Source organism: Marinicauda salina (genome assembly GCF_003122085.1).
Classification (GTDB): Bacteria; Pseudomonadota; Alphaproteobacteria; order Caulobacterales; family Maricaulaceae; genus Maricicauda_A; species Maricicauda_A salina.
The window spans coordinates 1,001,517-1,026,221 of sequence record NZ_QEXV01000001.1; the positions used below are offsets into that span (position 1 = coordinate 1,001,517).

Sequence of the window (24,705 nt, forward strand, 5' to 3'; positions counted from 1 at the left end):
AAGCGTTCTAGACCCCGCCGGACGGCGAGGCCAGACGGATGCGCGCCTCAGGCGGCGGCGCGTCGCGACACGATCGTCTCGAGGCCGGAGACCAGCTCGAGGCGGAGCTCGGCGTCGGCCTCGTGCAGGCCCTGCAGGCGGGCCAGCGCGCTGCGATGAAGCCGGATGACTTCCTCGGCCTCGGCGTCGAGTTGGGGCGCCGCGGTGAGATACTGCTTGAGCGAGCGGCCGACGCGCGCCGCGATCGGATCGCCGCGCCGGATCATGCGCAACGCCATGTCCTCGGCCTGGGCCTGCGCGGCCGCCAGCGGCGTGGTCAGCCCGCTCTCGACGTCCGCGCCGCGCTTCCAGGGGCCGGGGAGGTCCTCGGTCCGGCGACGGCGCCGGTCTGGCCCGGCGTAGCCGGCGGTCTCGACCCAGGGCGCGGGCTGGCGCGCCAGCGTCGAGAGGCGGTCGGTCAGGTCGAGGCGGGACACGGGCCGCACGACGAAGCCGCTCACGCCGGTGTCGCGGGCGGTCTCGACGTCTGCGGCGCGGGCGCGGTCGGTGAGCACAAGAATGGGGGCGGAGCGGCCGGCGAGTTCGGACCGGCGCAGCATGGCCGCGAGCGCGAGCCCCGTGCGATCGCCCGTGCGCCAGTCGGCCACGACCAGCGGGGAGGCGGCCGGCGCGATCGCGGACAGGGCCTCTTCGGGGGTTTCCGTGGCGATCACGCGCTCGGCGCCGGCCCAGCGCAGGAGGCTCGCGGTGAGCCGCCGCGTGGCGGCGGACGGGTCGCAGATCACGACTGGGCGGTCGCGCCAGTCGGCGCGCGCCTGCTGCGGCTCGCGATGGAGGTCCCCGTCGGCCAAACCGGCTTTCCCCGATTGCTGGCCGTCAAGCTACCGCGCGCGGCGCGGATTTTCCCTGCAAAACCGGGATGCTGGTGAGCGGACGGTTAACGCCTGGAGCGGCCGAGCGCGCGCACGATGCGCCAGACGATCCAGATCGGGATCACCAGGACGGCGCCGAGGAAGAAGTACTGGATCGCCCATTCGAGCGAGTCGCCGATGATCTCGAAGAAGCGCCGCCAGACGTCGCCGACGGCCTCGAAGAAGTTCACCCAGAGCGAGGCGGGATCGACGTTGAACACCGCGAGCACGAGCCCGGCGAGCACGCACAGGAAGAAGATGATCAGCAGGTCCGAGGGGCGGACCTCCACCACGCGCTTGAAGAAGCTCTTGCGCCGGGCCGTGTGCTCTGAGTGCTCGTTCATCGTCCCATTCCTCGCCCCGGAATGCGGCGCGGGCGTGGCGGCGCGCCGTCAGCTCGCCTGTTTCTGGATCTCCACCTGGTGAGGGTAGGGGATTTCGATGTCGTTGGCGTCGAAGGCCTGCTTGACCGCCTTCAGCATCGAGAAGTGCAGCGGCCAGTAGTCGGCCGCCTTCACCCAGGCGCGCACCGTGAGATCGACCGAGGACGCCCCGTGGCCGCTCACCTCGACGAAGAGCTCGGGGTCCTTCATGACGCGCTCGTCGGCCTCGAACACGTCGCGGATCACCTTCTGGGCCTTGTCGATGTCGTCGTCGTAGGAGATCGAGAAGACGAAGTCGGCGCGCCGCGTCGGGTAGGCCGAGTAGTTGGTGATCACGCCGCCCCAGGCCTGGCCGTTGGGCACGATGACCTGGACGTTATCGGGCGTGTTGAGCTCGGTGTAGAACAGCGTGATGTCCTTCACCGTGCCCGCCGAACCGGCGATCTCGACATAGTGGCCGAGCGCGTAGGGCCGGAAGAAGACGATCATCACCCCGGCGGCCAGGTTCGACAGCGTGCCCTGCAGTGCGAAGCCGATGGCCAGCACCGCCGCGCCGAGCGCGGCGACGATCGATGTGGTCTCGACGCCGAAGCGGTTGAGCACCGCGATGAGGACGACGGCGAGGATGCCGTACTTGACCAGCGAGGCGAAGAAGCCCGCCAGCGTGTTGTCGAGCCGCTCGCTGCGCTCGCCGGCGCGCCGCACGGCGCGGCTCACCCCGCCCGCGACCATGAAGCCGATGATGAGCATGATCGCGGCGAACACCACGTTGAGCAGCGCCGCGGCCCCGACCGTCGTGACGTAGTCGACGATCGCTTCGGCGTTCAGGCCTTCGAGTGCGGGTAGTTCCATAATGCGCCCCTGAATTGGTTCCTGCCTGGTTGAGATAGCATCAACCACGCCCCCCGGCGAGCGGTTCCACGAAGGGGTTTTTCCGCGGACGGGAATGGTCGATTATCGCCGCCGCCGAAGCGGAGACTTCGAAACGGGAGGGGAGCGAGAAATGAGCGATAGCAGCTCAGGGCAGATGGTCGAGCACCAGAAGGGGATACTCGGCCTCATCGAGCGGGCGGGCAATCGATTGCCGGACCCGGTCTTCATCTTTCTCTATCTGATCATCGCGATGGCGATCGTCTCGCAGGTGACCGCCTCGATGGGGGTGTCGGTCCTGCATCCGACGCAGACCGACGCCTCCGGCGCGGCGGAGGTCGTGGCGGCCACGAGCGTGTTCTCGGCGGCGAGCCTCGAGCATCTGCTCGTCGAGATGCCGGAGATCTTCACCGGCTTCCACCCGCTCGGATATGTGCTGGTCGTGATGCTCGGCGCGGGCGTGGCCGAGCGCGCGGGCCTATTCGGCACGGCGATGCGCGCGGGCGTGCGCAGCGCGCCGGCCGCGCTGCTCACCCCGGCGGTCGCCTTCACCGCGATGATGGGCAATCTCGCCGCCGACGCGGCCTATGTCGTGCTGATCCCGCTTGCCGGCGTGATCTTCGCCGCGGCGGGCCGACACCCGATCGCGGGCATCACCGCGGCCTTCGCCGGCGTGTCCGGCGGCTTCTCCGCCAACCTCTTTCCGGGCCAGCTCGACGCGCTGCTCTTCGGCATCACCGAAGAGGCCGTCGTCGCGCTCACCCCCGACTGGACGATGAACATCGCCGGCAACTGGTTCTTCATCGCGGTGATGACCTTCATCTACCTGCCGGTGATCTGGTTCGTCACCGACAAGATCATCGAGCCCCGGCTCGGGCCCTGGACGGGCGGCGCGACCCCGCCCGACGTGGAGGACGACGACGACCCCAGCGCGCCGCTGACGAAGAAGCAGCGCGCCGGCCTGCGCAACGCCGGGCTGATGGTGTTCGCCATCATGCTGTTGTGGCTGTTCCTGACGATCGATCCCGTCGCGCTGTTCACCGGCGGGGCGAATTCGCTCTATGGCGGCGACGTCCCGCTGTTCGACGAGGATCCGAGCCTCAGCGTCACCCAGGCGCTGGTGCCGTTCTTCTCCTCGCTGGTGGCGGGCTTCATGATCCTGTTCATCTTCGCCGGCTGGGCCTACGGCGCGACGGCGGGAACCATCAAGAACCACCGCGACCTGGTCGACATGATGGCCGGGGCGATGAAGGACATGGGCTATTATCTCGTGCTCGCCTTCTTCGCCGCCTATTTCGTCGAGATGTTCAACCTGTCGCGGCTGGGCCTGATCTCGGCGGTGAACGGGGCGAACGCCATCGAATCCTCCGGCCTGCCGCTGCCGATCGTGCTCGGCCTGCTGGTGGTGTTCACCGGCGTGCTCAACCTGTTCGTCGGCTCGGCGAGCGCGAAGTGGGCGCTGGTCGCCCCCGTGCTCGTGCCGATGCTGATGCTGCTGGGCATCAGTCCGGAAATGGCCACGGCCTCCTATCGCGTCGGCGACAGCGCGACCAACATCATCACTCCGCTGATGGTCTATTTCCCGCTGGTGCTCGTGTTCGCGCGGCGCTGGGTGCCGGGCTTCGGGCTGGGCTCGCTGACCGCGGCGATGATCCCGTACTCGATCTGGCTGCTCATCACCGGCGTGATCATGACGATCATCTGGGTCTATCTCGGCATCCCGCTCGGTCCGGGCGCGCCGGTCGGCTACGAGCTGCCCGCCTCGCTCGGCGGCTGACGGGAACCCAATGGCGTCCTCCCGGTTGTGTCCGTGACGCAGCCGGGAGGACCGCCATGCCCGCGAAATCCGAAGCCCAGCAGAAGGCCGCCGGCGCGGCGCTCGCCGCCAAGCGCGGCGAGGTCGACCCCGACACGCTCGGCGACGCCGCCTTCGAGATGTACGAGACGATGTCGGAGAAGGAGCTCGAGGACCTCGCCTCGACCGCGCGCGAGGATCTCCCCGAGACCGCCGACGACGAGGAAGAGTAGTCCGCCGTCTTTGCCCGCGGGCGTCGCCGACCTAGCATCCCCCCTCGCACATAGAGGGAGGGATCCTTGACGCTCAGGCTGCACCATCTCAACGCCTCGCGCTCGCAGCGCATCGTCTGGCTGCTCGAGGAGCTCGGCGCGGAATACGAGCTCGTCCGCCACGAGCGCGACGCGCAGACCCGGCTCGCCCCGCCGGGGCTTTTGAAGATCCACGGCATGGGCAAGGCGCCGCTGCTGGAGGACGGCGAGGTCGTCGTCGCCGAGACCGGCGCGATCGCGCAATACCTGCTGGCGCGCCACGACCCCGACCACCGGCTGCATCCCCGGGCGGAGGAACTCGACTTTCCCGACTATCTCGAATGGATGCACGCCGCGGAGGGCGCGGTCTTCCTGCCCAGCCTGATCTTCGTTTATCTCGACGCGACCGGTCTCAGCGACAGCTTCCTCGCCGAGTACATGAGCGCCGAGCGCGACAAGGCGATGGGGGTCATCGAGGCGCGCCTGTCGGAGCACGACTATTTCGCCGGCGACCGTTTCACCGCCGCGGACTGCCTGATGGGCTTCCAGCTCGACAACGCCGACGCCGCCGGCGCGCTCGCCAAGCGCCCGGCGACGAAGGCCTGGCTCGAGCGCATTCGCGTCCGGCCGGCCTACCAGCGCATGCGCGAGATCATCGACGAGGCCGCGGCGGCCTGAGCCCTAGCTGCCCGCCGCGGTGGTGGCCGCCGTGCTGGCGGCGGCGGCCGAAGCCGCGACGACGGCGGCCTGCGCGGCCAGAACGGCCGACAAGGCGCCCGCCGCGCCGGCCGGAGAGCCGCCGGCGCCGGCCGTCAGCACGAGATGCGCCAGCCGCGCCCGGCCGTGCCCGATGGAGGGGGCCGGCTTCGGCAGGGCGCGCATGATCGCGGCCAGTTCGGCGACGTCCGCCGCATCCATGCCCTGGGCGGCCCACTCCATCGCAAGGGATCGATCGCTCCGGCCCTTGAGATAGCGCTCCTCGCGCCGGGCGGTCTCGACGCGTTCGAAGCGCGCCAGGGTCTCGCGCGGATCGGCCTCGGCGAGCGCGCACAGGCGCGCGCCTTCCCGCCTGTGGCCTTTCGCTTTCGGATGTTCGGCGAAGACGGCCTCGGCGGCCTCGCGCGCCGCGACGACCGTGCGTGGATCGGCGCTCGCGGCGGCGTGGGCGGCGGCGAAGGTGTCGGTGATCGCCCCATTGCGCCGCCACCAGGGCGGCTGGAGCGCGCGCTTCATCGCGAAGAAGCGCCGAACCGCCTCGGCGGTCGGCTCGCCGGCGACGCAGAGCACCAGCGCGGCGCGCGAGCCGCCGGCGTGGACGCCGAGCCTTGCGCGCTTCGACTCCGCGCGCACCCGGTCGCGCATGTCGAGATAGGTCCGCGCCTCGGCGTCGTGCGCGGTGAGAATCGCGGCGTAGACCCAGCGCATCGAACCCGTCGGCGCCCGGCAGCCTCCCAGCGCCGTGGCCAGCATCCGATGGGTGCGGCGCGTCCGGTCCGCGAGGGCGTCGGGCTCGCCTTCGCCCGCGAGCAGGGCGGCGGCGGCGAACGGCGCGGCCTCCCTACCGGGACGCGGCGTGTCGGCCCGAAGCGCAGCGAGGATCGCCTGGTAGCGCTCGAGCGCTCGCTCATGCGGATTCGATCTCCGGTGCGTCGCGCGTCGCCGCGATCATTCGGCTTCCCCGCCGCCCGCCGCCGGCGTCTCCAGTCCGGTATGCCAGGCGATGAAGGCCCAGCGGTCGGCGGCCTTGTCGATCAGCTTGGAGACCGGCGTGCCCGAGCCGTGGCCGGCGCGCGTCTCGATGCGAATGAGCGTCGGCGCGTCGCCGGTGTCGGCGGCCTGCAGGGCGGCGGCGTACTTGAACGAGTGGCCGGGAACCACGCGGTCGTCGGTGTCGGCCGTGGTGATCAGCGTGGCGGGATACTCTCCGGTCTCGGGAATGTTGTGATACGGCGAGTAGGCGTGCAGGACGTCGAACATCTCCGGGTCCTGCGGGCTGCCGTAATCGTCGACCCAGAACCGCCCGGCGGTGAACTGGTTGAAGCGCAGCATGTCCATCACGCCCACGGCCGGCAGCGCGGCGGCGAACAGATCCGGCGCCTGGTTGGCCACCGCGCCGACGAGCAGCCCGCCATTGGAGCGGCCGTGGATGGCGAGATGGTCCGGGCTGGTCCAGCCCATCTCGATCATCGCCCGGCCGGCGTTGATGAAGTCGTCGAACACGTTCTGCTTGTTTTCCAGCCGGCCGGCGTTGTGCCAGTCGCGGCCATAGGCCGAGCCGCCGCGCAGATTGGCGATGGCGTAGACCCCGCCCATTTCCATCCATTGCAGGCGGGGCGGGTCGAAGTCCGGCCGCCGGGTGATGGCGAAGCCGCCATAGCCGTAGATCAGGGTCGGACGCGCGCCGTTCGGATCGACGTCGCGATGATGCGCGATGAACAGCGGGATGCGCGCCCCGCCGGTGCTCTCGTAGAAGGTCCGGCTCACGACATAATCGTCCGGGTCGAAGGCCAGCTCCGGCGCCCGGAACGTCTCGGCCTCGCCGGTCTCCACGTCGTAGCGGTAGAGCGCGGCGGGCTGGTTCAGGCTCTCGTAGGAGAAGAAGGTCTCCGCGCGGGCGGGATCGCCCTCGAAGCCGGACGCCACGCCCAGCCCGGGCAGCTCCACCTCGCGCACCGGCTCGCCGTCCGTGGTGTAGACGGTCACCGCGCTGGCCACGTCGCGCATGGTCTCCACGATCAGATGGCCGCCGACATGGGAGGCGTCGGTGATCGGGTGCTCGCCCTCGGCGATGACGTCGACGAGCGTGTCCGGGTCCGACAGCGAGACGGCGACGATGCGCCCGTTGGGCGCGTCGAGATCGGTGTGGAAGAAGAAGGTCTCGCCGGTATTGCCGACATAGAGGTGATTGTTGTCGAAGCCTTCGAAGAGCGTGACCGGCTCGGCGTCCGGCGCCTCGCGGTCGAGGACCCGGACCCCGTTGCCGTCCGTGCCCGTCCAGGTGGTCAGCACCAGGTAGCGGCCGTCGTGGGAGACCTCGGCGTTCCAGCCGACCTCCGGATTGTCCGGGTCGGAGATGACCTCGCGGTCCTCGTCCTGGCCCGTTCCCACTTCATGGAAATAGACGGCCTGGTCGGTGTTGAGCGAGGTGAATTCCTCGCCTTCGGCGGGCTCGGGATAGCGCGAGTAGTAGACGCCGGACCCGTCGGCCGCCCAGGCGATGTCGGAGAACTTCACCCAGCGCACCGAGTCGTCCAGCCGCTCGCCGGTCTCGACGTCGACGATTCTGAGCGTGCGCCAGTCGGACCCGCCGTCCTGCTCGAAGAAGGCCACCAGCGAGCCGTCGGGAGAGGGCTCCCAGGCGGCGAGCGCCAGCGTGCCGTCCTCCGACCACGTGTTCGGATCGAGCAGCGCGCGCGGCGCGCCGTCGAGGCCGTCCTGGACCATCAGCACCGACTGGTCCTGCAGCCCGTCATTGCGGGTGTAGAAATAGCGGTCGCCGCGCCGCTCGGGCAGGCCGTAGCGCTCGTAGTTCCACAGCTCGCCCAGGCGCTCGGCGATGGCGTCGCGGCCCGGCAGCTGGTCGAGATAGTCCTGCGTGACCGCGCTCTGGGCTTCGACCCACTCGGCGACCTCCGGGGCCTCGCGCACGTCCTGCTCCAGCCAGCGATAGGGATCGGCGACCTCCACCTCGCCATGCGCGGCCGACTGGTAGACGTCGACGACGTCGCCGCGGCGGGTCTCGGGATAGTCCGGCGCGGCCGGGCCCGCGGTCTCCCGCGGGGCGGCGGCCGCATCGGTTTCGGTCGCGTCCGGCGTCTCGGCCGGGTCGCAGGCGGCGAGCAGGAAGGCGGCGGCGAAGACGGAAAGCGCAAGGCGCATGGACGGATCTCCCGGGCGATCGGCGATTTGCCCGGAGGCTAAGCAGGCGGCCGCGCCGTGTCGACACGCCGCGCTGCAGGGCTGGGCGGCGCGGCGGCGCCGGGTTATCTCGGAAGCCATGCCCGACGCCTCCGCCGCCCCGGCCGCGCTCTCTCCGGTCTTCGCCGACTGGTTCGCCGCGCGCGGCTGGACGCCGCGCGACCACCAGCTCGCCATGATCGAGGCGGCCCGCCGCGGCGAGGACGCGCTGCTGATCGCGCCCACCGGCGGGGGCAAGACGCTGGGCGGCTTCCTGCCGAGCCTGATCGAGCTCGCCGACATCGCCCGCGCCGAGGGCCCGGGTCGCGCGCACAGGCTCCACACGCTCTATGTCTCGCCGCTGAAGGCGCTGTCGCAGGACGTCGCGCGCAACCTGACCACCCCCGTCGAGGAGATGGGGCTGAAGCTCAGGATCGAGACGCGCACCGGCGACACGCCCGCGGCGAAGCGCTCGCGCCAGCGCCGCAGCCCGCCCGACATCCTGCTCACCACGCCCGAGCAGATCGCGCTGTTCTGCGCCCAGGAGAACGCCGCGGCCTTCTTCGCCGACCTCAGGGCGATCGTCGTCGACGAGGTCCACGCGCTCGCCTCGACCAAGCGCGGCGACCTCCTGGCGCTGGGCCTCGCCGCCATCTCGCGATACGCGCCCAACGCCCGCCGGGTCGGGCTCTCGGCGACGGTCAAGGACGAACAGGGTCATGCGCGCTGGCTGGCCCGTCAGGACGGCGCGGCGGCCCGCTTCGCGACCGTCATCCGCGGCGCGGCCGGCGCGAAGCCCGAGGTCGAGATCCTCACCCCCGAGGCCCGCATTCCGTGGTCGGGCCATTCCGGACGCCACGCGATCGAGGCGGTCTATGAACGCATCAAGACGGCCAACACCGCGCTCGTCTTCGTCAATACGCGCTCCCAGGCCGAGGCCGTCTTCCAGATGCTGTGGTCGGTCAATGACGACAACCTGCCGATCGCGCTGCATCACGGCTCGCTGTCGGTCGAGCAGCGCCGCAAGGTCGAGGCGGCGATGGCGGCGGGCCGGCTGCGCGGCGTGGTGTGCACCTCGACGCTCGATCTCGGCATCGACTGGGGCGATGTCGACCTCGTCGTCCAGGTGGGCGCGCCCAAGGGATCGGCCCGGCTGATCCAGCGGCTGGGGCGCGCCAATCACCGCCTCGACGCGCCGTCGAAGGCGATCCTGGTTCCCACCAATCGCTTCGAGCATCTCGAATGCCTGTCGGCGCGCGAGGCCGTCGCGGAGAACGCGCTCGACGGCGAGCCCTTGAAGGCCGGTAGCCTCGACGTGCTCGCCCAGCACGTGATGGGCCGGGCCTGCGGCGACCCGTTCCGGCCCGACGACCTCTACGACGAGGTGACCGCCGCCGCGCCCTACGCCGAGCTCGACCGGAAGACCTTCGACCGGATCGTCGATTTCGTCGCCACGGGCGGCTATGCGCTGGGGACCTATGACCGCTTCCGCCGCATCGTGAAGGACCGCGAGGGCCGCTGGCGCGCCCGCAATCGCGACGTCGCCCAGCGCCACCGGATGAATGTCGGCGCCATCGTCGAGAGCCCGATGCTGGCGGTGCGGCTGGTGCGCGGGCGGGGCGGGGCTTCCTCCCCCGTTCTCGGGGGAGGGGGCGGGGAGGTCCCGGGTCTCGCCTTCGGCTCGCCCGGGAATTCATCGATTGAAACCCCGGCCGCGAAGCGAGCCGGGGCCTCCGGGAAAAGTCCGCCCCGCCGCGGCGGGCGCAAGCTCGGCGAGATCGAGGAATGGTTCGTCGAGCAGCTCGCCCCCGGCGACACCTTCATCTTCGCCGGCGAGCTCCTGCGCTTCGAGGCGATCGTCGAGACCGACGCGCTGGTCAGCCGCGCCGGCGGGGAGGCGGCGAAGATCCCCTCCTGGCAGGGCGGCAAGTTCCCGCTGTCGACCTATCTCGCCGAACGGGTGCGCAAGCTGGTCTCCGACCCCGCCGGCTGGACGCGGCTGCCCGACCAGGTCCGCGAGTGGCTGGAGATCCAGCAGCTGCGATCGAAAGTCCCGGCGCCCGACCGCCTGCTGGTCGAAACCTTTCCCCGCGCGGGCAAGCACTATCTCGTCTGCTATCCCTTCGAGGGCCGGCTCGCCCACCAGACGCTGGGCATGCTGCTCACCCGCCGGCTCGAGCGGACGGGCTTCCGCCCGATGGGCTTCGTCGCCAACGAGTACGCCCTGTCGGTGTGGGGGCTCGAGGACATGGGCGCCGTCGACTTCGCCCATCTCTTCGGCGCCGACATGCTGGGCGACGATCTCGACGCCTGGCTCGCCGAAAGCGCGCTGATGAAGCGGACCTTCCGCAATTGCGCGGTGATCGCCGGGCTGATCGAGCGCCGCTTCCCGGGGATGGAGAAGACCGGCCGCCAGGTCACGGTCTCGGCCGACCTCATCTACGACGTGCTCCGGTCCCACGAGCCCGACCACATCCTGCTGCAGGCGGCCTGGGCGGACGCGGCCGCCGGCCTGCTCGACATCCGCCGGCTGTCGGACATGCTCGCGCGCATCGCCGGCCGGATCGATCCTGTCCGGCTCGACCGCGTCTCGCCGCTCGCCGTGCCGGTGATGCTCGAGATCGGCCGCGAGGCGGTCCACGGCGCGGCGACCGAAGCCATCCTCGCCGAGGCGTCGGAGGACCTGATCGCCGAGGCGATGGGGGAATAGAATGGCCTGGCTTGTCATCCCGGCCGGAGCGCGAAGCGCGGAGAGCCGGGACCTACCGGACTCGCGAACCGATGTCGGGAAGCGTTCAACGTAGGTCCCGGATAGCCCTTCGGGCTTCCGGGATGACACCGTCGCGGCGGCGACGGCGCGCTGCGCGGCCGTGCTTGAACCGGTCTGAGAACCGGGCTTCCCTCCCCCCATGACCGCTCCCGCCGCCGTCTCCGAAAGCCTCGCCGTCAACACCGCCCGCATCGTTCCGGATCGCTCCGGCGCGGCGCTGGTCGAGCCGTGCGGGACGCTGCTGGTCGCCGACCTGCATTTCGAGAAGGGCTCGGGGCTGGCCGCGCGCGGCTCGCTGCTGCCGCCCTACGACACGCGCGCCACGCTCGCCCGGCTGGCCGACGCGATCGCGCGGCTGAAGCCCGCCCGCGTCGTGGCGCTGGGCGACAGCTTCCACGATCTCGGCGCCGACGGGCGCATCCATGAAGACGACGCGCGGACGCTCGCCGATCTCGTCGCGTCCGTCGCCGACTGGGTCTGGATCGAGGGCAATCACGATCCCGCCCCGCCGCCGCGCTTCGGCGGGCGGATCGTCGCCGAGCTCGAGACCGGCCCGCTCGTTCTGCGCCACGAACCGCGGCCCGGCCCGCAGGCCGGCGAGATCGCCGGCCATCTCCATCCCTGCGCCAAGGTGAGGGGGCGCGGCCGGGCGGTGCGCCGGCGCTGCTTCGTCACCGACGGCGACCGGCTGATCCTGCCCGCCTTCGGCGCCTTCGCCGGCGGGCTGAATATCCGGGATGCGGCCTATGACGGGCTGTTCGCGCGCGCCCCCGAGGCCTGGATGATCGGCGCCGACCGGGTCTACCGGGTGCCCGCGCGGCGCTGCGTGGGGGATTGAATCCGACCGGCGGCGCACCTTTCCCCCTCCCCCGCGTGCGGGGGAGGGACGGGGTGGGGGCTGCACAACTGAAACCCCGGCCGCGCAGCGAGCCGGGGCCTCCCGGAGCTTGATCGCCCCGAGGTCCCGGATCGCGCCTGGGGCGCGTCCGGGAGTTCAACGCACCCCACCCTGACCCTCCCCTCGAGGGGAGGGAAGGCGCCGCGCTCTTGATGGAAGCTACAGGCTGAAGGTCGGGCTCGTGCGGATCCAGGCGGCGACGGCCAGCGACAGCATGGCGCCGCCGGTGAGCAGCAGCCTGAGCGGCTGATACCATTCGGGGAAGGTCGCCCCGCGCACGGCGGCGCGGTCCCAGAGATAGCTCACCGCGAAGCCCGCGATCAGCACCAGCCAGCCGGCGAGTTCGGCGTTGAAGCCGAGCCCGGGCCGGTTCCAGACTTGCATCAGCACCGCGATCCAGCCCGCCAGCGCGATCAGCACCGACAACAGCATCACCCCGCCGCGCGGCGCGTCGGCGCGGATGACGATCTCGGCCGCCCAGCGCCCGCCGGCCAGGAAGGACAGGATCACCGCGGCGTAGATCGGCAGGGCGTTGGCCGATTGCAGGGCGATCGGTCCGCCGATCGCCAGCCCGACGGCGCCGCCGACGAACGGGATCAGCCCGGCGAAGCCCAGAGCGACCGGAAGGAATGGAGCGTCGGCCAGTCTCTTCATCGCATCGCCCTCCGGCGGCTTCAGCGGCGGCGGAACGCCTCGGCGGCGCCCCATCCGGAAACAACGGCCATGATCACCGCGACGAGGCCGTACGCAAGGGGGTTGCGGTGGGCCATCTCGAAAATGGCGCGCTCGACGCCGGCCTTGCGGACCTCCAGCGTCGCCCGCCGCGAGGCGATCGGCCGGCCGTCGCGGAACAGGTAGACGTCGGCGGCGTAGGCGCCGACCGGGGTGACCGGCGGCAGCCGCACCTGGGCGCGGAACAGCCCGCCCTCGAGCAGCTCCACGCCCTCGGGCTCCTCGCGGAACAGGCCGTCGCGGGCGCGGGCGCGCACGATGGCCTCGCGATACTCGACGATCTCCGGGCCCAGATCGGAGACGACGACGTCGGAGACGCCGAAGCGGGTCTCGACGCGCTCGGTCTCCGGCGCCGACAGGCGCAGATGCTCGAGCCCGATGCCGTTGCGCCGGAGCGCGGAGAAGGTCGCGAACGCCTCGAGCGGCGCGGTCGAGGCGACGGCGTAATAGCCGTCGACGCCCTCGAAGCGGATCGGCGCGCGATTGATCCAGATGCCGAGCAGGCGCTGCTTGCGCATCACCCGGATGTCGCGCTCGGGGCCGCGCACGACGACGGCGATCTCGTCGCCTTCCTGCACGCCGGTGGCCGCGCCGTAGAGGATCAGCTGGGCGCCGGCGAAGTTCGAGCGGATCTCGACGACGTCCTCGGTCAGCGCGGCGACGATGGTCGCCTGGGGCTGGACCGCCGCCTCGTCGGCCGGCGCGGCCCGGGCCGCGGACGCGAACGCCGCCGCGAGGAGGAGGGCGACGGCGGCGCGCATCAGTGGCCGCCCTCGCCGCCGGCTTCTATCAGCTCGTAGAGATCCTCCGGCCGGGCGGCGAGATCCCAGCCCATCTTGCCGCACACGCCGAGCACCATCAGCGCCAGCGCCGCGCGCAGCTCCTCGGCCTTGACCCGGACGCCGGCGCGCGCGCCGAGCTGGGCGCCGACGACGCCGCCGACGATCAGCAGGAAGGCGAGCACGATGTCGACGGTCTGGTTCTGGGCGGCCTGCAGGAAGGTCGTCAGCGCGGTGACGAACAGGATCTGGAACAGCGAGGTGCCCACGACGACATTGGTCGGCATGCGCAGAATATAGATCATCGCCGGCACCATGATGAAGCCGCCGCCCACGCCCATGATGGCCGCCAGCGTGCCCACCAGGAAGCCGATCACGATCGGCGGAATGACGCTCATGTAGAGCCCGGAGACGGGAAAGCGCGTCTTCAGCGGCAGCGCGTCGACCCAGGTGCGCTTGCGCCGGCGCCGGGCCCCGCCTTCGCCGGCCTCGCGCACGCGGCCGCGGCGGCGGATGGCCAGGATGCTCTCGACGAACATCAGCCCGCCGACGGCGCCGAGAAAGCCGACATAGCTCAGGCGGATCACGAGATCGATCTGGCCGAGCCCCTGCAGGACCGAGAACAGGAACACCCCCGATGTCGAGCCGACCACGCCGCCGAGCAGCAGCACCAGCCCCATCTTCACGTCGAGCGTCTTGCGCCGGAAATGCGCCAGCGCGCCCGACGCCGAGGACGCCACGATCTGGTTGGCCTCGGTCGACACCGCGACGGGCGGGGGCACGCCGATGAAGATCAGGGCGGGCGTCATCAGGAAGCCGCCGCCCACGCCGAACATGCCGGAAAGAAAGCCCACGGCCGTGCCCAGGCCGACGAGCAGAATGAGGTTCACCGAGATTTCGGCGATGGGTAGGTAGATCTGCATCGCCGCCGGCCCTAGCGGCCGGTCGCGCGCTCGAGTCGCGCGATCAGGCCGGCGTCCACCGAGCCCGTCCGCTCAAGCCCCTCATCGCTCTGATAGGCCACGATCGCCTCGCGTGTCTGCGGTCCGAAGTCACCATCGGCCGGACCGGTCTCATAGCCAAGCCGGCTTAGCAGGGACTGGGCGCGCGCGATCAGCTCCGCGTCCGGCGTCTCCCATGGCTGAGGGGGATAGCGCCCTTGCGCTTCGGGGTCCACCGGGCGGGGTTCGAAGCCGCGGGCGGCGGCCTCGGCGGCGCGGCGCTGCTCGGCCGACAGCTCGCGGCGCACGTCGGCGGCGCGGCGCTCGGCCTCGCTGTCGCCCGCCCGCCCGGCGATCAGGAACCAGGCGTAGGCGTCGGCGGCGCTCTGCGGCACGCCGAAGCCTTCCTGGTAGAGCAGGGCGAGATTGAACTGGCTGTCGCGCACGCCGTGCAGCGCAGCCTGCTCGAACCAGTGCGCGGCGGCCTCCTGGTTCTCCGGCGTCGCCTCGGCGTTGACGTAGAGCCCGCCGGCCTCGTGCATGGCGCGGACATTGCCGTTCTCAGCCGCCCGCACCGTCCAGTCGAGGGCGGCGGCCGGGTCGACCGAGACCCCGCGGCCGCGGAACAGCATCGCCGCCCAGCGGCGCTGGGCCTCGGGCACGCCGGCCTCGGCGGCGCGGCGCATCAGTTCGGCGGCGTCCTCGACCGCGCCGGCCTGCAGCCGGTCGAGGGCGAGCTGGTAACGCGCGACCGGATCGCCGCCGGCGGCCGCCGCCTCCAGGGTCGCCGGCTCGGTCCCCGCGGCGCCGATGCGGGCGTCGGCCGCAGCCGGCGTCACAAGCTCGTCGCTGAGGGTTTCGGGCGCGGCCGCGGCGACGCGCTGCGGCGCGGCGTGGGCCGCGTCCGCCTCCGAGTCGGCGAACAGCTGCGACAGCGTTGCGCTCGGGTCGGCGTTCGCGGCGGCCTGCGCCGCCGGCGGCTCCTCGGCGAACCCCTCGACGGCGAGCATCGCCGCCGCCGCCGACATGGCGAGAAAGCCCAGCGTGCTGGCCCCGACCAGAACCCACTTGTTCCGGCCCTCGGCGGGCTCGGCGAGCGGGTCAGCGTGTCCGCGGGAGCGGGCGCTTTCCCTGACCGAGGCGAGGAAGTCGGCGTCCGCCGTGGCTCCGGGAGCGGAGCGGTGCTCGCGCTCTGGGCCGGACGGCCGCGTCTCGGTCGCCTCGTCCTCGTCCGGGTCCGGCTCCTCCGGCGCGGCGTAGTCGGCGCGAATCTCCCCGAAGGCGTGTACGCGGCCCGCCTCGCGCTCCGCGCCGATCGCGTCGTCGTCGTCGGCCTCCGACCAGGCGCCGGGCGGCGAGGGCAGCGTCTCGGTGAATTCCGCCCTGGCGGCGTGCTCGCGGGTCGAGGCGGAGTCGCGCTTTTCGATCGCCTCGAGCCGGTCGGCGAGAGCGGCCATCGCGCGCTGGACGGGCGAGAGCGCGTCGGCGGTCTCCCCGCGCGTCGCATCCAGGCGCGCATTGACGGATTCCATCGCCTCGGCGATGCGTTTCGCCGTGCGCTCCTCGGACGCCGCCAGGCGCGCCTGCAGCGCCTCGTCGGCTCCGTCGCCGCGTTTGGTTTCGAGGGTTTCGACGACCCGCGCCATGCGTTCTCCCGCCGCTTCGACAGCTTCGGCCGAGCGCGCCTCGGCCTTGTGAACCCGATCGACCAGGCTGGCGCCCAGCCGGGCGATCTCCTCGCCCATGCGCTTGACCGCGGAGGTGTTCTCCTCTCGCACACGTTCCAGCCGCGTTTCCAGATCCGCGCGGCTTTCGCGCTGGTCGCGCCGCTGTTCCTGCTCGCCCAGACGCGACTCGAGGCGCTGCTCGGCGCGTTCGACGCGCTGGTCGACGGCGCGCGTGAGCTGCGAGACCTGCTCGGCGACGCGCTCGAGGATCCGGCTCTGCCGCTCCTCGGCCTTGGTCAGCCGGTCCTCGGCCGCGGCGAGCGCCTGCTCGAGCCGGGCGGGATCGTTCTGGCGCGACGCCGCGTCGAGCTGCCGGGCGAAATCGGCGCGCGTCGTGCGGATCGCGTCGGCCAGCTCGCCGGCGAGATTCTCCAGGCGGCGGCGGAACTGGTCGCGGGTGACGGCTTCTCCGCTGTGGGATTCCAGCGCCTTCAGCCGCGCCTCGAGCGCGTCGTACGATTTCTCCAGCGCCGAGGCGGCGTCGCCGGTCGCCCTTTCGGCGGCGGTCAGCCGGCGCTGCACGCCCCGCGTGGCGGCGTGCAGGCCCTCGAGCGCCTCGGCGGTGCGCTTGTCGCGGGCGTCGAGCAGGTCGCGCAGGCTCGTATGCTCCTCGCGGGCGCGACGTTCGGTTTCGTCGAGCCGGTCGGAGAGCGTCTTCGCCGCGCGCTCGGCGGCCTGGCGGTCCCGCTCGCTGCGCTCGACCAGCCCGTCGAGTTCGTCGCGGACGTCGCGCTCGGTCTCGTAGAGCCGGCCGGCGAGCTTGCCGACCGTCGTCTCGACGGCGCGCAGACCTTCGGAGTCGGCGCCGGGGCCCGCGCGCTCCAGCCGGCGCACGCGCTCGAACAGCTCGTCGCGGGCCGAACGCTCGCGCGCGAGTTCGGTCTCGAGCGTTTCGCCGGCGTCCTCGCGTTCCTGCTCTAGCCGCTCGAGCCGGCGCGACAGCCCGGACACGTCGCGATCGACGCCGGTGAGCGCATCGGCGGCGCGCTGCTCGGCGGACTCCACGCGCTCGGCGAGGCGCCCGACGACGGCGCGCAGCGCGCCGTCATCGCCCCCGCCGCCGAAGCCGGGAAAGTCGGAGAGCTTGTCGTCCCAGTCCGGATTGTCGTGCTTCGGGTCGGACTCCTCGAGGAGGACGCGGTTCAGCCACTCGCCGAGGGTCATCCCCTCGCGACGCGCCGCGGTCTTCGCCCGCGCGCGGGCGCGCGGATCGATTCCCTTTATGCTCCATGGCGCCCCGGACGGCATCCCGACTCACTCCCGGCAGTCCGACCGACCGTAGCTGAGCCGTGAATATTGTGTAAATAAAAAGGCCGGGCCCAATATATAGTGTTTCCACAGCCAATTCGGGCGTCGGCGGCCGGATCACCTCAGCATCTCGACCGATCAGGCCGCTGATGCGGTTAACGCTGCGTAAATCTTCATGAACGCACGGGCCCGTCAGCGCGCGCCTTCGCCTCCGGGCGCGAAGAAGCCGGGGGCGAGCGCCTCGATGCGCGCCTCGATCTCTCCGAGCTGGGCGAGCAGCGGCGTCGGCTCCCGCGCGGGCAGCGCGCGTCCGAGGTCGAACAGCGCCCAGGCGGCTTCCGGCGCGCCGGCGGCGAGGAAGCGGCGGCCGAGGCGGGCGTACGTGTCGGGCGCGTAGGGGTCGATCACCAGCGCCTCGGCCAGCAGGCCGGCCGGATCGAGGTCGGGATAGGTCTCTAGCCCCTCCTGGCCCCAGGTCGTCAGCGCCTCGGCGACGAGCGCGCGGGCGTGCGCGCCGGCGAGATCGTCCCGGTCCAGGTGCGGCCTGAGGGCGTCGATCGCGGCAGCCGGATCGCCGCTGGTCGCGGCGGCGACCGCGTCGACGGCTTGTTCGAAGGCGGGATCGCCCTCGGCGCGCGCGATCATCGCCTCGGCGGCGGCGCAAGCGGGCCGCGCCGCTTCGTCCGCCTCGGCGGGGCAGGGGCCGAAATGGGCGGTCTCGCGCGCCGCGGCGAGATAGGCGCCGGCGAAGTCGCCCGCCTCAGCGAGCGCGCGCACCCGCGCGGCGAGATCGTCGGGCGTCGGCGGCGGGCCGGCCTCGCCCGTCACGGCGGCCAGCGCGGCCGGTCCCGCCGTCTCGTTCAGCAGAGCCGGGCCGGGCAGCACGGGCGTCGCGGGCGGCAGGGCCGGGCCGCCGTCTTCCTGCGCGTCCGCCAGCACCCATTGCTCGGTGCGTCCGTCCGGGCTCTCGGGGCTGTAGACGGTGAAGCTGACGGCGCACGGAAACACGACCTGGGAGACGAGCCGCTCGACGATATCGGGATGAACCGGCGCGGCGTGCTGGAGGAAGATGAAGGCGCGGCGCGCCTGCCCGCCGGACAGCGGATCGCGCACGCACGGCGAGTCCTCGCCCGCAGCGTAGAAGGCGCGGAAGATCGTCTCGCCGTCGCGCGCGGCGCTCAGCCGGCCGAGGGCCTCGTCGAATGCAAGCTCGGCGGGTCGCGGCGCCAGCCCCATCGCGGCCTCCAGCCAGAACCGGTCGAACACGCCGGCCTCGCCGAAATCGATGCGGTCGCGTTCGCCGCCCTGCGACAGGGCGACATAGATGTCGAGATTGCGCCGCGCGGCGGCGTGCAGGCTGCCGTTGAGCAGGCTTTCCCGGTCCGGCGTCCAGACGAGCTTCCGCCGGGCGGCGAGGTCGACCAGGGTGTATTCGTCCGTGCCGCCGTCGGTCCAGGCGAACCAGTCCGGGCCGTAGGCGGCTTCGTGCTCGACCGTCTCGCTCTCGTCGTCCTCGCCCGAGGCGATCTCGACGCGCCAGACATGACGCTCGGCCTCGCCCAGCGGCGCGCCGCGGACCTGCTCGTAGGTCTCCGGTCCGACATGCGGGCCCATCTGCGCCAGCGCCGGTCCGGGCGCGGCGGCGAGCAGGGCGGAAAGCGCGGCGGCGCGCAGGGCCATGGCGGACTCCGGGGCGGCGTGAAATCCTCGCGAGGCGAGCCGATGAATGCGGCCGGGTCAAGGCGCCGCAGGCGGCCGGGCCAGATTGACGTTGACGTGAACGTCAAGTTCCGGAATCCTCCGCGCCATGGTCAAGCCGGCCCCGCCCGATGCGGAGTTCACCATCCGCGATCTCGCCGAGACGTTCGACGTCACGCCGCGGGCGCTGCGCTTCTACGAACAGAAAGGCCTGATCACGCCGCACCGGCGCGGCGCGACGCGGCTCTACTCGGCCGCCGACCGCGCCCGCCTGGCGCTCATCCTGCGCGGCAAGCGCGTCGGCTTCTCGCTCGACGAGATCAAGGAGATGCTCGATCTCGAGGCGCTCGACTCCTTCGGCCGCGATCATCTCGAGCGCGCGCTGGAACGTTTCCGCGCGCGGATCGATGATCTCAAGGGACAGCGCAAGGACATCGACGACGCCATCGGCGAGCTGGAGGCCGGCTGCCGCTGGATGGAGGAGCGCCTCGCCGACCGCGAGCCGCCCGAAGAGGTCAAGCGACGCGCGCGCGCCTTCGAGGCGCTGGCCGCCGCCCGCCTGACCCAGTGGGCGACGCCGACGGAATGACGTTTCGATGACGCCCGCGAGAATGACTCGACCCGGTTGAAGACACGCGGTTCCATCTTCGCGGACCGCCCCATGACAGACGCGACGGAGACCCCTCATGCCCGCCTATCGCGCCCCGCTTCGTGACCACCGCTTCGTGCTCAACGACGTGCTCAACGTCCAGCAGCACGGCAATCTCGAAGGCTTCTCGGAAGCCAGTTCCGACATCGTCGACGCCATCCTCGAGGAGGGCGGCAAGTTCTGCGAGAACGTGCTCCATCCCCTCAACAAGGTCGGCGACGAGGAGGGCTGCAAGCTCCAGGACGACGGCGAAGTCGTCGTGCCGACCGGCTTCAAGGAGGCCTACGACCAGCTCACCGAGGGCGGCTGGACGGCGCTCGCCGCCGATCCCGAGTACGGCGGCCAGGGCCTGCCCCACTATCTCAACCTCGCCTTCAACGAGATGGTGACCTCCACCAACATGGCCTTCGGCATGTATCCCGGCCTCACCGGCGGCGCCGTGCACGCGCTCGTGGCGGGCGGCTCGGACGAGCAGAAGCGCAAATACCTGCCGAAGATGATCTCGGGCGAGTGGTCGGGGACGATGAACCTGACCGAGCCGCATTGCGGCACCGATCTCGGCCTGCTCAGGACCAAGGCCGTCCCCAACGGCGACGGCTCCTACAAGATCTCGGGTCAGAAGATCTGGATCTCGGCCGGCGAGCACCCGATGTCGAAGAACATCATCCACCTCGTGCTCGCCCGCATCGAGGGCGCGCCCGAGGGCGTGAAGGGCATCTCGCTGTTCGTCGTGCCGAAATACATCGTCGACGAGAACGGCGAGCCCGGCGAGCGCAACGGCGTCAAGTGCGGCGGCCTCGAAGAAAAGATGGGCATCCACGGCAACGCCACCTGCGTGATGAACTACGACGAGGCCACCGGCTGGCTGGTCGGCGAGGAGAACAAGGGCCTCAAGATCATGTTCATCATGATGAACGAGGCCCGGCTCGGCGTCGGCCTTCAGGGCCTGGCGCTCGCCGAGACCGCCTACCAGTACTCGCTCGACTTCGCTCGCGACCGGCTCCAGGGCCGCTCGCTGACGGGACCGAAGAACCCGGACGGACCGGCCGATCCGATCATCGTCCACCCGGACGTGCGCCGCATGCTGATGGACCAGAAGGTGTTCGTCGAAGCCGGCCGCGCGCTGACCTTCTGGACGGCGCTGCAGGGCGATCTCGAGCACAAGGCCGAAGACGAGGAGACCCGGGAGAAGGCCGCCGACTACATGGCGCTGCTCACCCCGGTGATCAAAGGCTATCTCACCGACAAGGGCTACGACTCGATCTCCAAGGGGCTGCAGGTCCACGGCGGGTCGGGCTTCACCGAGGAATGGGGCGTCTCCCAGCTCCTGCGCGACGCGCGCATCACGCTGATCTACGAGGGCACGAACGGCATCCAGGCGCTCGATCTCGTCGGCCGCAAGCTCGCCATGAAGGGCATGCGCCCGATCAACACCTTCTTCTCCGAGCTCGACGCCTTCGTCGCCGACAACCAGTCCGACGAGAAGCTCAAGCCCTTCGTCGACGGCCTGGCCGAGACCAAGGCGAAGCTGCAGCGCGCGACCAACTGGCTGGTCGAGAAGGGGCTGGAGAATTTCGACAACGCCGGCGCGGCGTCGACGGACTATCTCCATCTCTTCGGGCTGACCTGCTTCGCCTACATGTGGGCGAAGATGGCCAAGGCCTCGCTGGCGAAGATCGCCGACGGCGAGGACGATCCGATCTACGAGGCCAAGCTCGTGACCGGCCGCTATTTCCTCGAGCGCTGGCTGCCCGACGCCGACGCCCACCTCGCCAAGGTCGAGGCCGGCGCCGACTGCATGATGGCGCTCGACGCCGAGGCGTTCTGATGACCCCGGCCCTCGCCCTTCGAGGCCGCTTCGCGGCGCCTCAGGGTGAGGGCCGGTCCGTTTTCCCCCTCATCCTGAGGTGCGAGCCGAAGGCGAGCCTCGAAGGATGGATGACGCGACGACCCCAGGAGACCCCGTCATGACCGCCCAGGTGCTCGACACGCCCCGCCCCGAGTGGCTCGACCGCGAGGACGTCAACATCTTCGAGCACGCCGTGCGCGGCTTTCTCGAGAAGGAGTGCCTGCCCCACGGCGAGCGCTGGGAGAAGGAGGGCGTCGTCGACCGCGAGGTCTGGAACAAGGCCGGCGAGGCGGGAATTCTCGCGCCGTCCTGCCCGGAGGAATACGGCGGCGCCGGCGGCGACTGGCGCCACGACTACGTCTTCCACATGGCCGTCGCCGAGTCCGGCGTCGACGGCTGGGGCGCCAGCCTGCACAACTCCATCGTCGCGCCCTATGTCTGGCATTACGGCAGCGAGGAGCAGAAGAAGCGCATCCTGCCGAAGATGGTCTCCGGCGAGTATGTCGGCGCCATCGCCATGACCGAGCCCGGCGCCGGCTCCGACCTGCAGGGGGTGAAGACCACCGCGGTCAAGGACGGCAACGGCTACCGCATCAACGGCTCGAAGACCTTCATCACCAACGGGGGCACGGCGAACTTCGTCGTCGTCGTCGCCAAGACCGATCCCAAGGAGGGCGCCAAGGGCGTCTCGCTCTTCCTGATCGAGACCGACGGGCTGGAGGGCTTCCGCCGCGGGCGCAATCTCGACAAGGTCGGCATGAAGGCCCAGGACACCGCCGAGCTGTTCTTCGAGGACATGTGGGTGCCCGCCGACGCCCTGCTCGGCGAGGAGGAGGGCCAGGGCTTCTACCAGCTGATGGAGCAGCTGCCCCAGGAGCGCCTGCAGATCGGCGTCCAGGCGGTGGGCATGATGAAGCGCGCGCTCGCCGAGACCATCGCCTACGTCAAGGAGCGCAAGGCGTTCGGCAAGCCGGTGATCGCGTTCCAGAACACCCAGTTCAAGCTGGCCGAGCTCAAGACCAAGGCGACCATCGCCGAAGTGTTCTGCCAGCACTGCTCGGAGCGCCTGCTCGCCGGCGAGCTCGACGCGGCGACCGCCTCGATGGCCAAGTACTGGTGCTCCGACATCCAGTGCGAGATCGTTGACGAGTGCGTCCAGCTGCACGGCGGCTACGGCTACATGAACGAATACCCGATCGCCCGGATGTGGCGCGACGCCCGCGTCCAGCGCATCTACGGCGGGACCAACGAGATCATGAAACTGCTGATCGCGCGGACGCTTTGATGGTGGTCGCTCCTCCCCCCTCCGGCTTCGGCTTCGCCTTCGCCTCAGCCACCTCCCCCGTAAACGGGGGAGGAAAGGCTGTCGCGGTCGGCGCCGGGTTTCCTCCCCCGCTTGCGGGGGAGGGGGACCACGAAGTGGTGGAGGGGGGACCGCGCCATGCGTGAACGCGAAGCCCGCTCCCGCCCGCTGGCGAAACGCCTGCGTCGCCGGATGACGCACGCCGAGGCGATCCTGTGGGCGCATCTGCGCGGCGGACGGCTTGGCGGTTGGCGCTTCCGCCGCCAGCACCCGATCGGGCCCTATGTGGCCGACTTCGCCTGCGCGCCGGCGAGGCTTGTGATCGAGGTGGACGGGGCCACGCATTCGACGCCGCCGGAACAGCGCCGCGACGCGCGTCGTTCCAACTACATCCGCTCGCGCGGCTATGACGAGCTGCGCGTATGGAACACCGACATCTACGAAAACCTGGAAGGGGTCCTGCGCGTCATCAGCGACGCCCTTCCCCCCTCCGGTCCTTCGGACCACCTCCCCCGCAAGCGGGGGAGGAACGCCGACGCCGACATCCGAGTTGAAACCGGGAGACTCCCATGACCGACGCCTATATCTACGACGCCGTGCGCACTCCGCGCGGCAAGGGCAAGAAGAGCGGCAGCCTGCACGAGGTCACCGCCCTCCAGCTCGCCACCCAGCAGCTCGAGGCGATCCGCGAGCGCAACGAACTCGACACCAGCCTCGTCGACGACGTGATCCTGGGTTGCGTCTCGCCGGTCGGCGAGCAGGGCGCCGATATCGCCCGCGCCGCGGCGCTCAACGCCGGCTACGCCGAGACCGCCTCGGGCTTCCAGGTCAATCGCTTCTGCGCCTCGGGCCTCGAGGCGACCAACCTGGCCGCGGCCAAGGTGATGACCGGCGAGGCCGATCTCGCCGTGGGCGGCGGCGTCGAGGCGATGAGCCGCGTGCCGATGGGCTCCGACGGCGGCGCGATGGCCGTCGATCCGGAGATGGCCTACGACCACTACTTCGTCCCGCAGGGCGTCTCCGCCGACCTGATCGCGACGAAGTGGGGCTATTCCCGCGACGATGTCGACGCCTACGCCGTCGAAAGCCAGAAGCGCGCCAAGAAAGCCTGGGACGAGAAGCGCTTCGAGAAGTCGATCGTGCCGGTGAAGAACCAGCTCGGCCTGGTCCAGCTCGATCATGACGAGCACATGCGCCCGGAAAGCGACATGCAGTCGCTGGCGAGCCTGAAGCCCTCCTTCGAGGACCTGTCGAAGTTCGTCGGGCTCGACGCCGTGGCGATCCAGAAATACCCGGACGTGGAGAAGATCAATTTCGTCCACCATGCCGGCAATTCCTCGGGCATCGTCGACGGCGCGACCGCCATCCTGATCGGCTCGAAGGAGATGGGCGAGAAGCTGGGCCTCAAGCCGCGCGCGCGGATCCGCGCCATGGCCTCGATCGGTTCGGAGCCCACGATCATGCTCACCGGCCCGGCGCCGAGCGCGCGCAAGGCGCTCAAGAAGGCCGGCATGAGCCCCGAGGACATCGATCTCTACGAGATGAACGAGGCCTTCGCCGCGGTCGTGCTGCGCTTCATGGAGGATCTCGGCGTCCCCCACGACAAGACCAACGTCAATGGCGGCGCCATCGCCATGGGCCACCCCCTCGGCGCTACGGGAGCGATGATCCTCGGCACGGTGCTCGACGAGCTCGAGCGCACCGGCAAGGGCACGGGCCTGGCCACGCTGTGCGTCGGCGGCGGCATGGGCACGGCCACCATCATCGAGCGGGTTTGAGGTGATGAGGCTCTTCGCTGGCGCAGTGGGTGGTCTCTTGCTGTCGGCTTGTTCAGAAGCCGGCAACAGCGTCGTCGCTGAACCGCCATTTGCATGCGGAGTGAACGAGCCTTGCCAGCGATACCAAGCGGACTGGCGACAAGGCCTTCCTAGCGGAGTGGGGCTTTCGGAAATCGAAGCCGCTTACCTTTCCTCGCAAGACCGTAGTGGGCCTCTTCGCTGTCAC

20 protein-coding genes are annotated in these 24,705 nt (G+C 70.8%); 10 read left to right on the plus strand and 10 right to left on the minus strand.

Going from position 1 to position 24,705, the window contains the following annotated elements:
- Window positions 1–47 precede the first annotated feature (47 nt).
- The 3 genes from DDZ18_RS04590 to DDZ18_RS04600 form a co-directional block, all read right to left on the minus strand.
- Window positions 48–851 carry a response regulator gene (locus DDZ18_RS04590; RefSeq protein ID WP_109252146.1) on the minus strand — a complete coding sequence of 268 codons (804 nt, stop codon included), beginning with the start codon at window positions 849–851 and terminating at the stop codon, window positions 48–50.
- Window positions 852–937: 86 nt separating this feature from the next.
- The gene (locus tag DDZ18_RS04595) at window positions 938–1,255 is read right to left on the minus strand and encodes a DUF6460 domain-containing protein (RefSeq protein WP_109252147.1); all 318 of its coding nucleotides are present in this window, start codon (window positions 1,253–1,255) and stop codon (window positions 938–940) included.
- 48 nt (window positions 1,256–1,303) lie between these two features.
- The gene (locus DDZ18_RS04600) at window positions 1,304–2,146 is read right to left on the minus strand and encodes a mechanosensitive ion channel family protein (RefSeq protein ID WP_109252148.1); all 843 of its coding nucleotides are present in this window, start codon (window positions 2,144–2,146) and stop codon (window positions 1,304–1,306) included.
- Window positions 2,147–2,297: 151 nt separating this feature from the next.
- Between DDZ18_RS04600 and DDZ18_RS04605 the strand changes: the two genes are divergently transcribed.
- The 3 genes from DDZ18_RS04605 to DDZ18_RS04615 all read left to right on the plus strand — a co-directional run bounded on the left by DDZ18_RS04605 (window position 2,298) and on the right by DDZ18_RS04615 (window position 4,888).
- Window positions 2,298–3,941, plus strand: coding sequence for an AbgT family transporter (locus tag DDZ18_RS04605; RefSeq protein WP_109252149.1), 1,644 nt, complete (start codon window positions 2,298–2,300; stop codon window positions 3,939–3,941).
- Between the two features lie 56 nt (window positions 3,942–3,997).
- The gene (locus DDZ18_RS04610) at window positions 3,998–4,192 is read left to right on the plus strand and encodes a DUF3008 family protein (RefSeq protein WP_109252150.1); all 195 of its coding nucleotides are present in this window, start codon (window positions 3,998–4,000) and stop codon (window positions 4,190–4,192) included.
- A gap of 66 nt (window positions 4,193–4,258) precedes the next feature.
- Window positions 4,259–4,888: a glutathione S-transferase family protein gene (locus DDZ18_RS04615; RefSeq protein WP_109252151.1), complete on the plus strand. Its 630-nt coding sequence runs from the start codon at window positions 4,259–4,261 to the stop codon at window positions 4,886–4,888.
- Window positions 4,889–4,891: 3 nt separating this feature from the next.
- Here DDZ18_RS04615 and DDZ18_RS04620 read toward each other — a convergent pair whose 3' ends face one another.
- Both DDZ18_RS04620 and DDZ18_RS04625 read right to left on the minus strand, forming a co-directional pair.
- Window positions 4,892–5,680 carry a hypothetical protein gene (locus tag DDZ18_RS04620; RefSeq protein ID WP_146190604.1) on the minus strand — a complete coding sequence of 263 codons (789 nt, stop codon included), beginning with the start codon at window positions 5,678–5,680 and terminating at the stop codon, window positions 4,892–4,894.
- Between the two features lie 195 nt (window positions 5,681–5,875).
- Window positions 5,876–8,089, minus strand: coding sequence for a prolyl oligopeptidase family serine peptidase (locus DDZ18_RS04625; protein ID WP_109252153.1), 2,214 nt, complete (start codon window positions 8,087–8,089; stop codon window positions 5,876–5,878).
- 118 nt (window positions 8,090–8,207) lie between these two features.
- Here DDZ18_RS04625 and DDZ18_RS04630 point away from each other — a divergent pair, with 118 nt between their 5' ends.
- Complete coding sequence (locus DDZ18_RS04630; protein WP_109252154.1) at window positions 8,208–10,817, plus strand: ligase-associated DNA damage response DEXH box helicase; 2,610 nt, start codon at window positions 8,208–8,210, stop codon at window positions 10,815–10,817.
- A gap of 199 nt (window positions 10,818–11,016) precedes the next feature.
- On the plus strand, window positions 11,017–11,715 hold the full coding sequence (gene pdeM / locus DDZ18_RS04635) for a ligase-associated DNA damage response endonuclease PdeM (RefSeq protein ID WP_109252155.1): 699 nt from the start codon (window positions 11,017–11,019) through the stop codon (window positions 11,713–11,715).
- Window positions 11,716–11,934: 219 nt separating this feature from the next.
- Here pdeM and DDZ18_RS04640 read toward each other — a convergent pair whose 3' ends face one another.
- The 5 genes from DDZ18_RS04640 to DDZ18_RS04660 form a co-directional block, all read right to left on the minus strand.
- Window positions 11,935–12,429 (minus strand): DUF3429 domain-containing protein, encoded by a 495-nt coding sequence (locus DDZ18_RS04640; protein WP_158272071.1) that lies wholly within the window; start codon window positions 12,427–12,429, stop codon window positions 11,935–11,937.
- Window positions 12,430–12,449: 20 nt separating this feature from the next.
- Complete coding sequence (locus DDZ18_RS04645; RefSeq protein WP_109252157.1) at window positions 12,450–13,268, minus strand: TIGR02186 family protein; 819 nt, start codon at window positions 13,266–13,268, stop codon at window positions 12,450–12,452.
- A complete protein-coding gene (locus DDZ18_RS04650; RefSeq protein WP_109252158.1) occupies window positions 13,268–14,209 on the minus strand; it encodes a sulfite exporter TauE/SafE family protein in 942 nt (313 codons plus the stop codon). The genes DDZ18_RS04645 and DDZ18_RS04650 overlap by 1 nt, the downstream gene beginning before the upstream one ends.
- A gap of 11 nt (window positions 14,210–14,220) precedes the next feature.
- Complete coding sequence (locus DDZ18_RS04655) at window positions 14,221–17,118, minus strand: SEL1-like repeat protein (RefSeq protein ID WP_146190605.1); 2,898 nt, start codon at window positions 17,116–17,118, stop codon at window positions 14,221–14,223.
- 276 nt (window positions 17,119–17,394) lie between these two features.
- Window positions 17,395–18,882: a hypothetical protein gene (locus DDZ18_RS04660; protein ID WP_109252160.1), complete on the minus strand. Its 1,488-nt coding sequence runs from the start codon at window positions 18,880–18,882 to the stop codon at window positions 17,395–17,397.
- Window positions 18,883–19,009: 127 nt separating this feature from the next.
- On the opposite strand from DDZ18_RS04660, the gene DDZ18_RS04665 reads away from it, so the two are divergent.
- The 5 genes from DDZ18_RS04665 (at window position 19,010) to DDZ18_RS04685 (ending at window position 24,479) form a co-directional block, all read left to right on the plus strand.
- On the plus strand, window positions 19,010–19,489 hold the full coding sequence (locus DDZ18_RS04665) for a MerR family transcriptional regulator (protein WP_109252161.1): 480 nt from the start codon (window positions 19,010–19,012) through the stop codon (window positions 19,487–19,489).
- A 97-nt stretch (window positions 19,490–19,586) separates the two neighbouring features.
- Window positions 19,587–21,377: an acyl-CoA dehydrogenase C-terminal domain-containing protein gene (locus DDZ18_RS04670; RefSeq protein ID WP_109252162.1), complete on the plus strand. Its 1,791-nt coding sequence runs from the start codon at window positions 19,587–19,589 to the stop codon at window positions 21,375–21,377.
- Between the two features lie 139 nt (window positions 21,378–21,516).
- Window positions 21,517–22,683: an acyl-CoA dehydrogenase family protein gene (locus tag DDZ18_RS04675; protein ID WP_109252163.1), complete on the plus strand. Its 1,167-nt coding sequence runs from the start codon at window positions 21,517–21,519 to the stop codon at window positions 22,681–22,683.
- Between the two features lie 156 nt (window positions 22,684–22,839).
- Window positions 22,840–23,274 carry an endonuclease domain-containing protein gene (locus DDZ18_RS04680; RefSeq protein ID WP_109252164.1) on the plus strand — a complete coding sequence of 145 codons (435 nt, stop codon included), beginning with the start codon at window positions 22,840–22,842 and terminating at the stop codon, window positions 23,272–23,274.
- Window positions 23,271–24,479: an acetyl-CoA C-acetyltransferase gene (locus DDZ18_RS04685; RefSeq protein WP_109252165.1), complete on the plus strand. Its 1,209-nt coding sequence runs from the start codon at window positions 23,271–23,273 to the stop codon at window positions 24,477–24,479. The genes DDZ18_RS04680 and DDZ18_RS04685 overlap by 4 nt, the downstream gene beginning before the upstream one ends.
- The last annotated feature ends 226 nt before the right edge of the window (window positions 24,480–24,705 follow it).

What these genes read in the sequence shown, in the direction of transcription:
- DDZ18_RS04595 (WP_109252147.1), bottom strand. Translation starts at nt 1,255, where the DNA reads ATGAACGAGCACTCAGAGCACACGGCCCGGCGCAAGAGCTTCTTCAAG.
- DDZ18_RS04600 (WP_109252148.1), bottom strand. Translation starts at nt 2,146, where the DNA reads ATGGAACTACCCGCACTCGAAGGCCTGAACGCCGAAGCGATCGTCGAC.
- DDZ18_RS04605 (WP_109252149.1), top strand. Translation starts at nt 2,298, where the DNA reads ATGAGCGATAGCAGCTCAGGGCAGATGGTCGAGCACCAGAAGGGGATA.
- DDZ18_RS04610 (WP_109252150.1), top strand. Translation starts at nt 3,998, where the DNA reads ATGCCCGCGAAATCCGAAGCCCAGCAGAAGGCCGCCGGCGCGGCGCTC.
- DDZ18_RS04620 (WP_146190604.1), bottom strand. Translation starts at nt 5,680, where the DNA reads ATGCTGGCCACGGCGCTGGGAGGCTGCCGGGCGCCGACGGGTTCGATG.
- DDZ18_RS04625 (WP_109252153.1), bottom strand. Translation starts at nt 8,089, where the DNA reads ATGCGCCTTGCGCTTTCCGTCTTCGCCGCCGCCTTCCTGCTCGCCGCC.
- DDZ18_RS04630 (WP_109252154.1), top strand. Translation starts at nt 8,208, where the DNA reads ATGCCCGACGCCTCCGCCGCCCCGGCCGCGCTCTCTCCGGTCTTCGCC.
- pdeM (WP_109252155.1), top strand. Translation starts at nt 11,017, where the DNA reads ATGACCGCTCCCGCCGCCGTCTCCGAAAGCCTCGCCGTCAACACCGCC.
- DDZ18_RS04640 (WP_158272071.1), bottom strand. Translation starts at nt 12,429, where the DNA reads ATGAAGAGACTGGCCGACGCTCCATTCCTTCCGGTCGCTCTGGGCTTC.
- DDZ18_RS04645 (WP_109252157.1), bottom strand. Translation starts at nt 13,268, where the DNA reads ATGCGCGCCGCCGTCGCCCTCCTCCTCGCGGCGGCGTTCGCGTCCGCG.
- DDZ18_RS04650 (WP_109252158.1), bottom strand. Translation starts at nt 14,209, where the DNA reads ATGCAGATCTACCTACCCATCGCCGAAATCTCGGTGAACCTCATTCTG.
- DDZ18_RS04655 (WP_146190605.1), bottom strand. Translation starts at nt 17,118, where the DNA reads ATGACCCTCGGCGAGTGGCTGAACCGCGTCCTCCTCGAGGAGTCCGAC.
- DDZ18_RS04660 (WP_109252160.1), bottom strand. Translation starts at nt 18,882, where the DNA reads ATGGCCCTGCGCGCCGCCGCGCTTTCCGCCCTGCTCGCCGCCGCGCCC.
- DDZ18_RS04665 (WP_109252161.1), top strand. Translation starts at nt 19,010, where the DNA reads ATGGTCAAGCCGGCCCCGCCCGATGCGGAGTTCACCATCCGCGATCTC.
- DDZ18_RS04670 (WP_109252162.1), top strand. Translation starts at nt 19,587, where the DNA reads ATGCCCGCCTATCGCGCCCCGCTTCGTGACCACCGCTTCGTGCTCAAC.
- DDZ18_RS04675 (WP_109252163.1), top strand. Translation starts at nt 21,517, where the DNA reads ATGACCGCCCAGGTGCTCGACACGCCCCGCCCCGAGTGGCTCGACCGC.
- DDZ18_RS04680 (WP_109252164.1), top strand. Translation starts at nt 22,840, where the DNA reads ATGCGTGAACGCGAAGCCCGCTCCCGCCCGCTGGCGAAACGCCTGCGT.
- DDZ18_RS04685 (WP_109252165.1), top strand. Translation starts at nt 23,271, where the DNA reads ATGACCGACGCCTATATCTACGACGCCGTGCGCACTCCGCGCGGCAAG.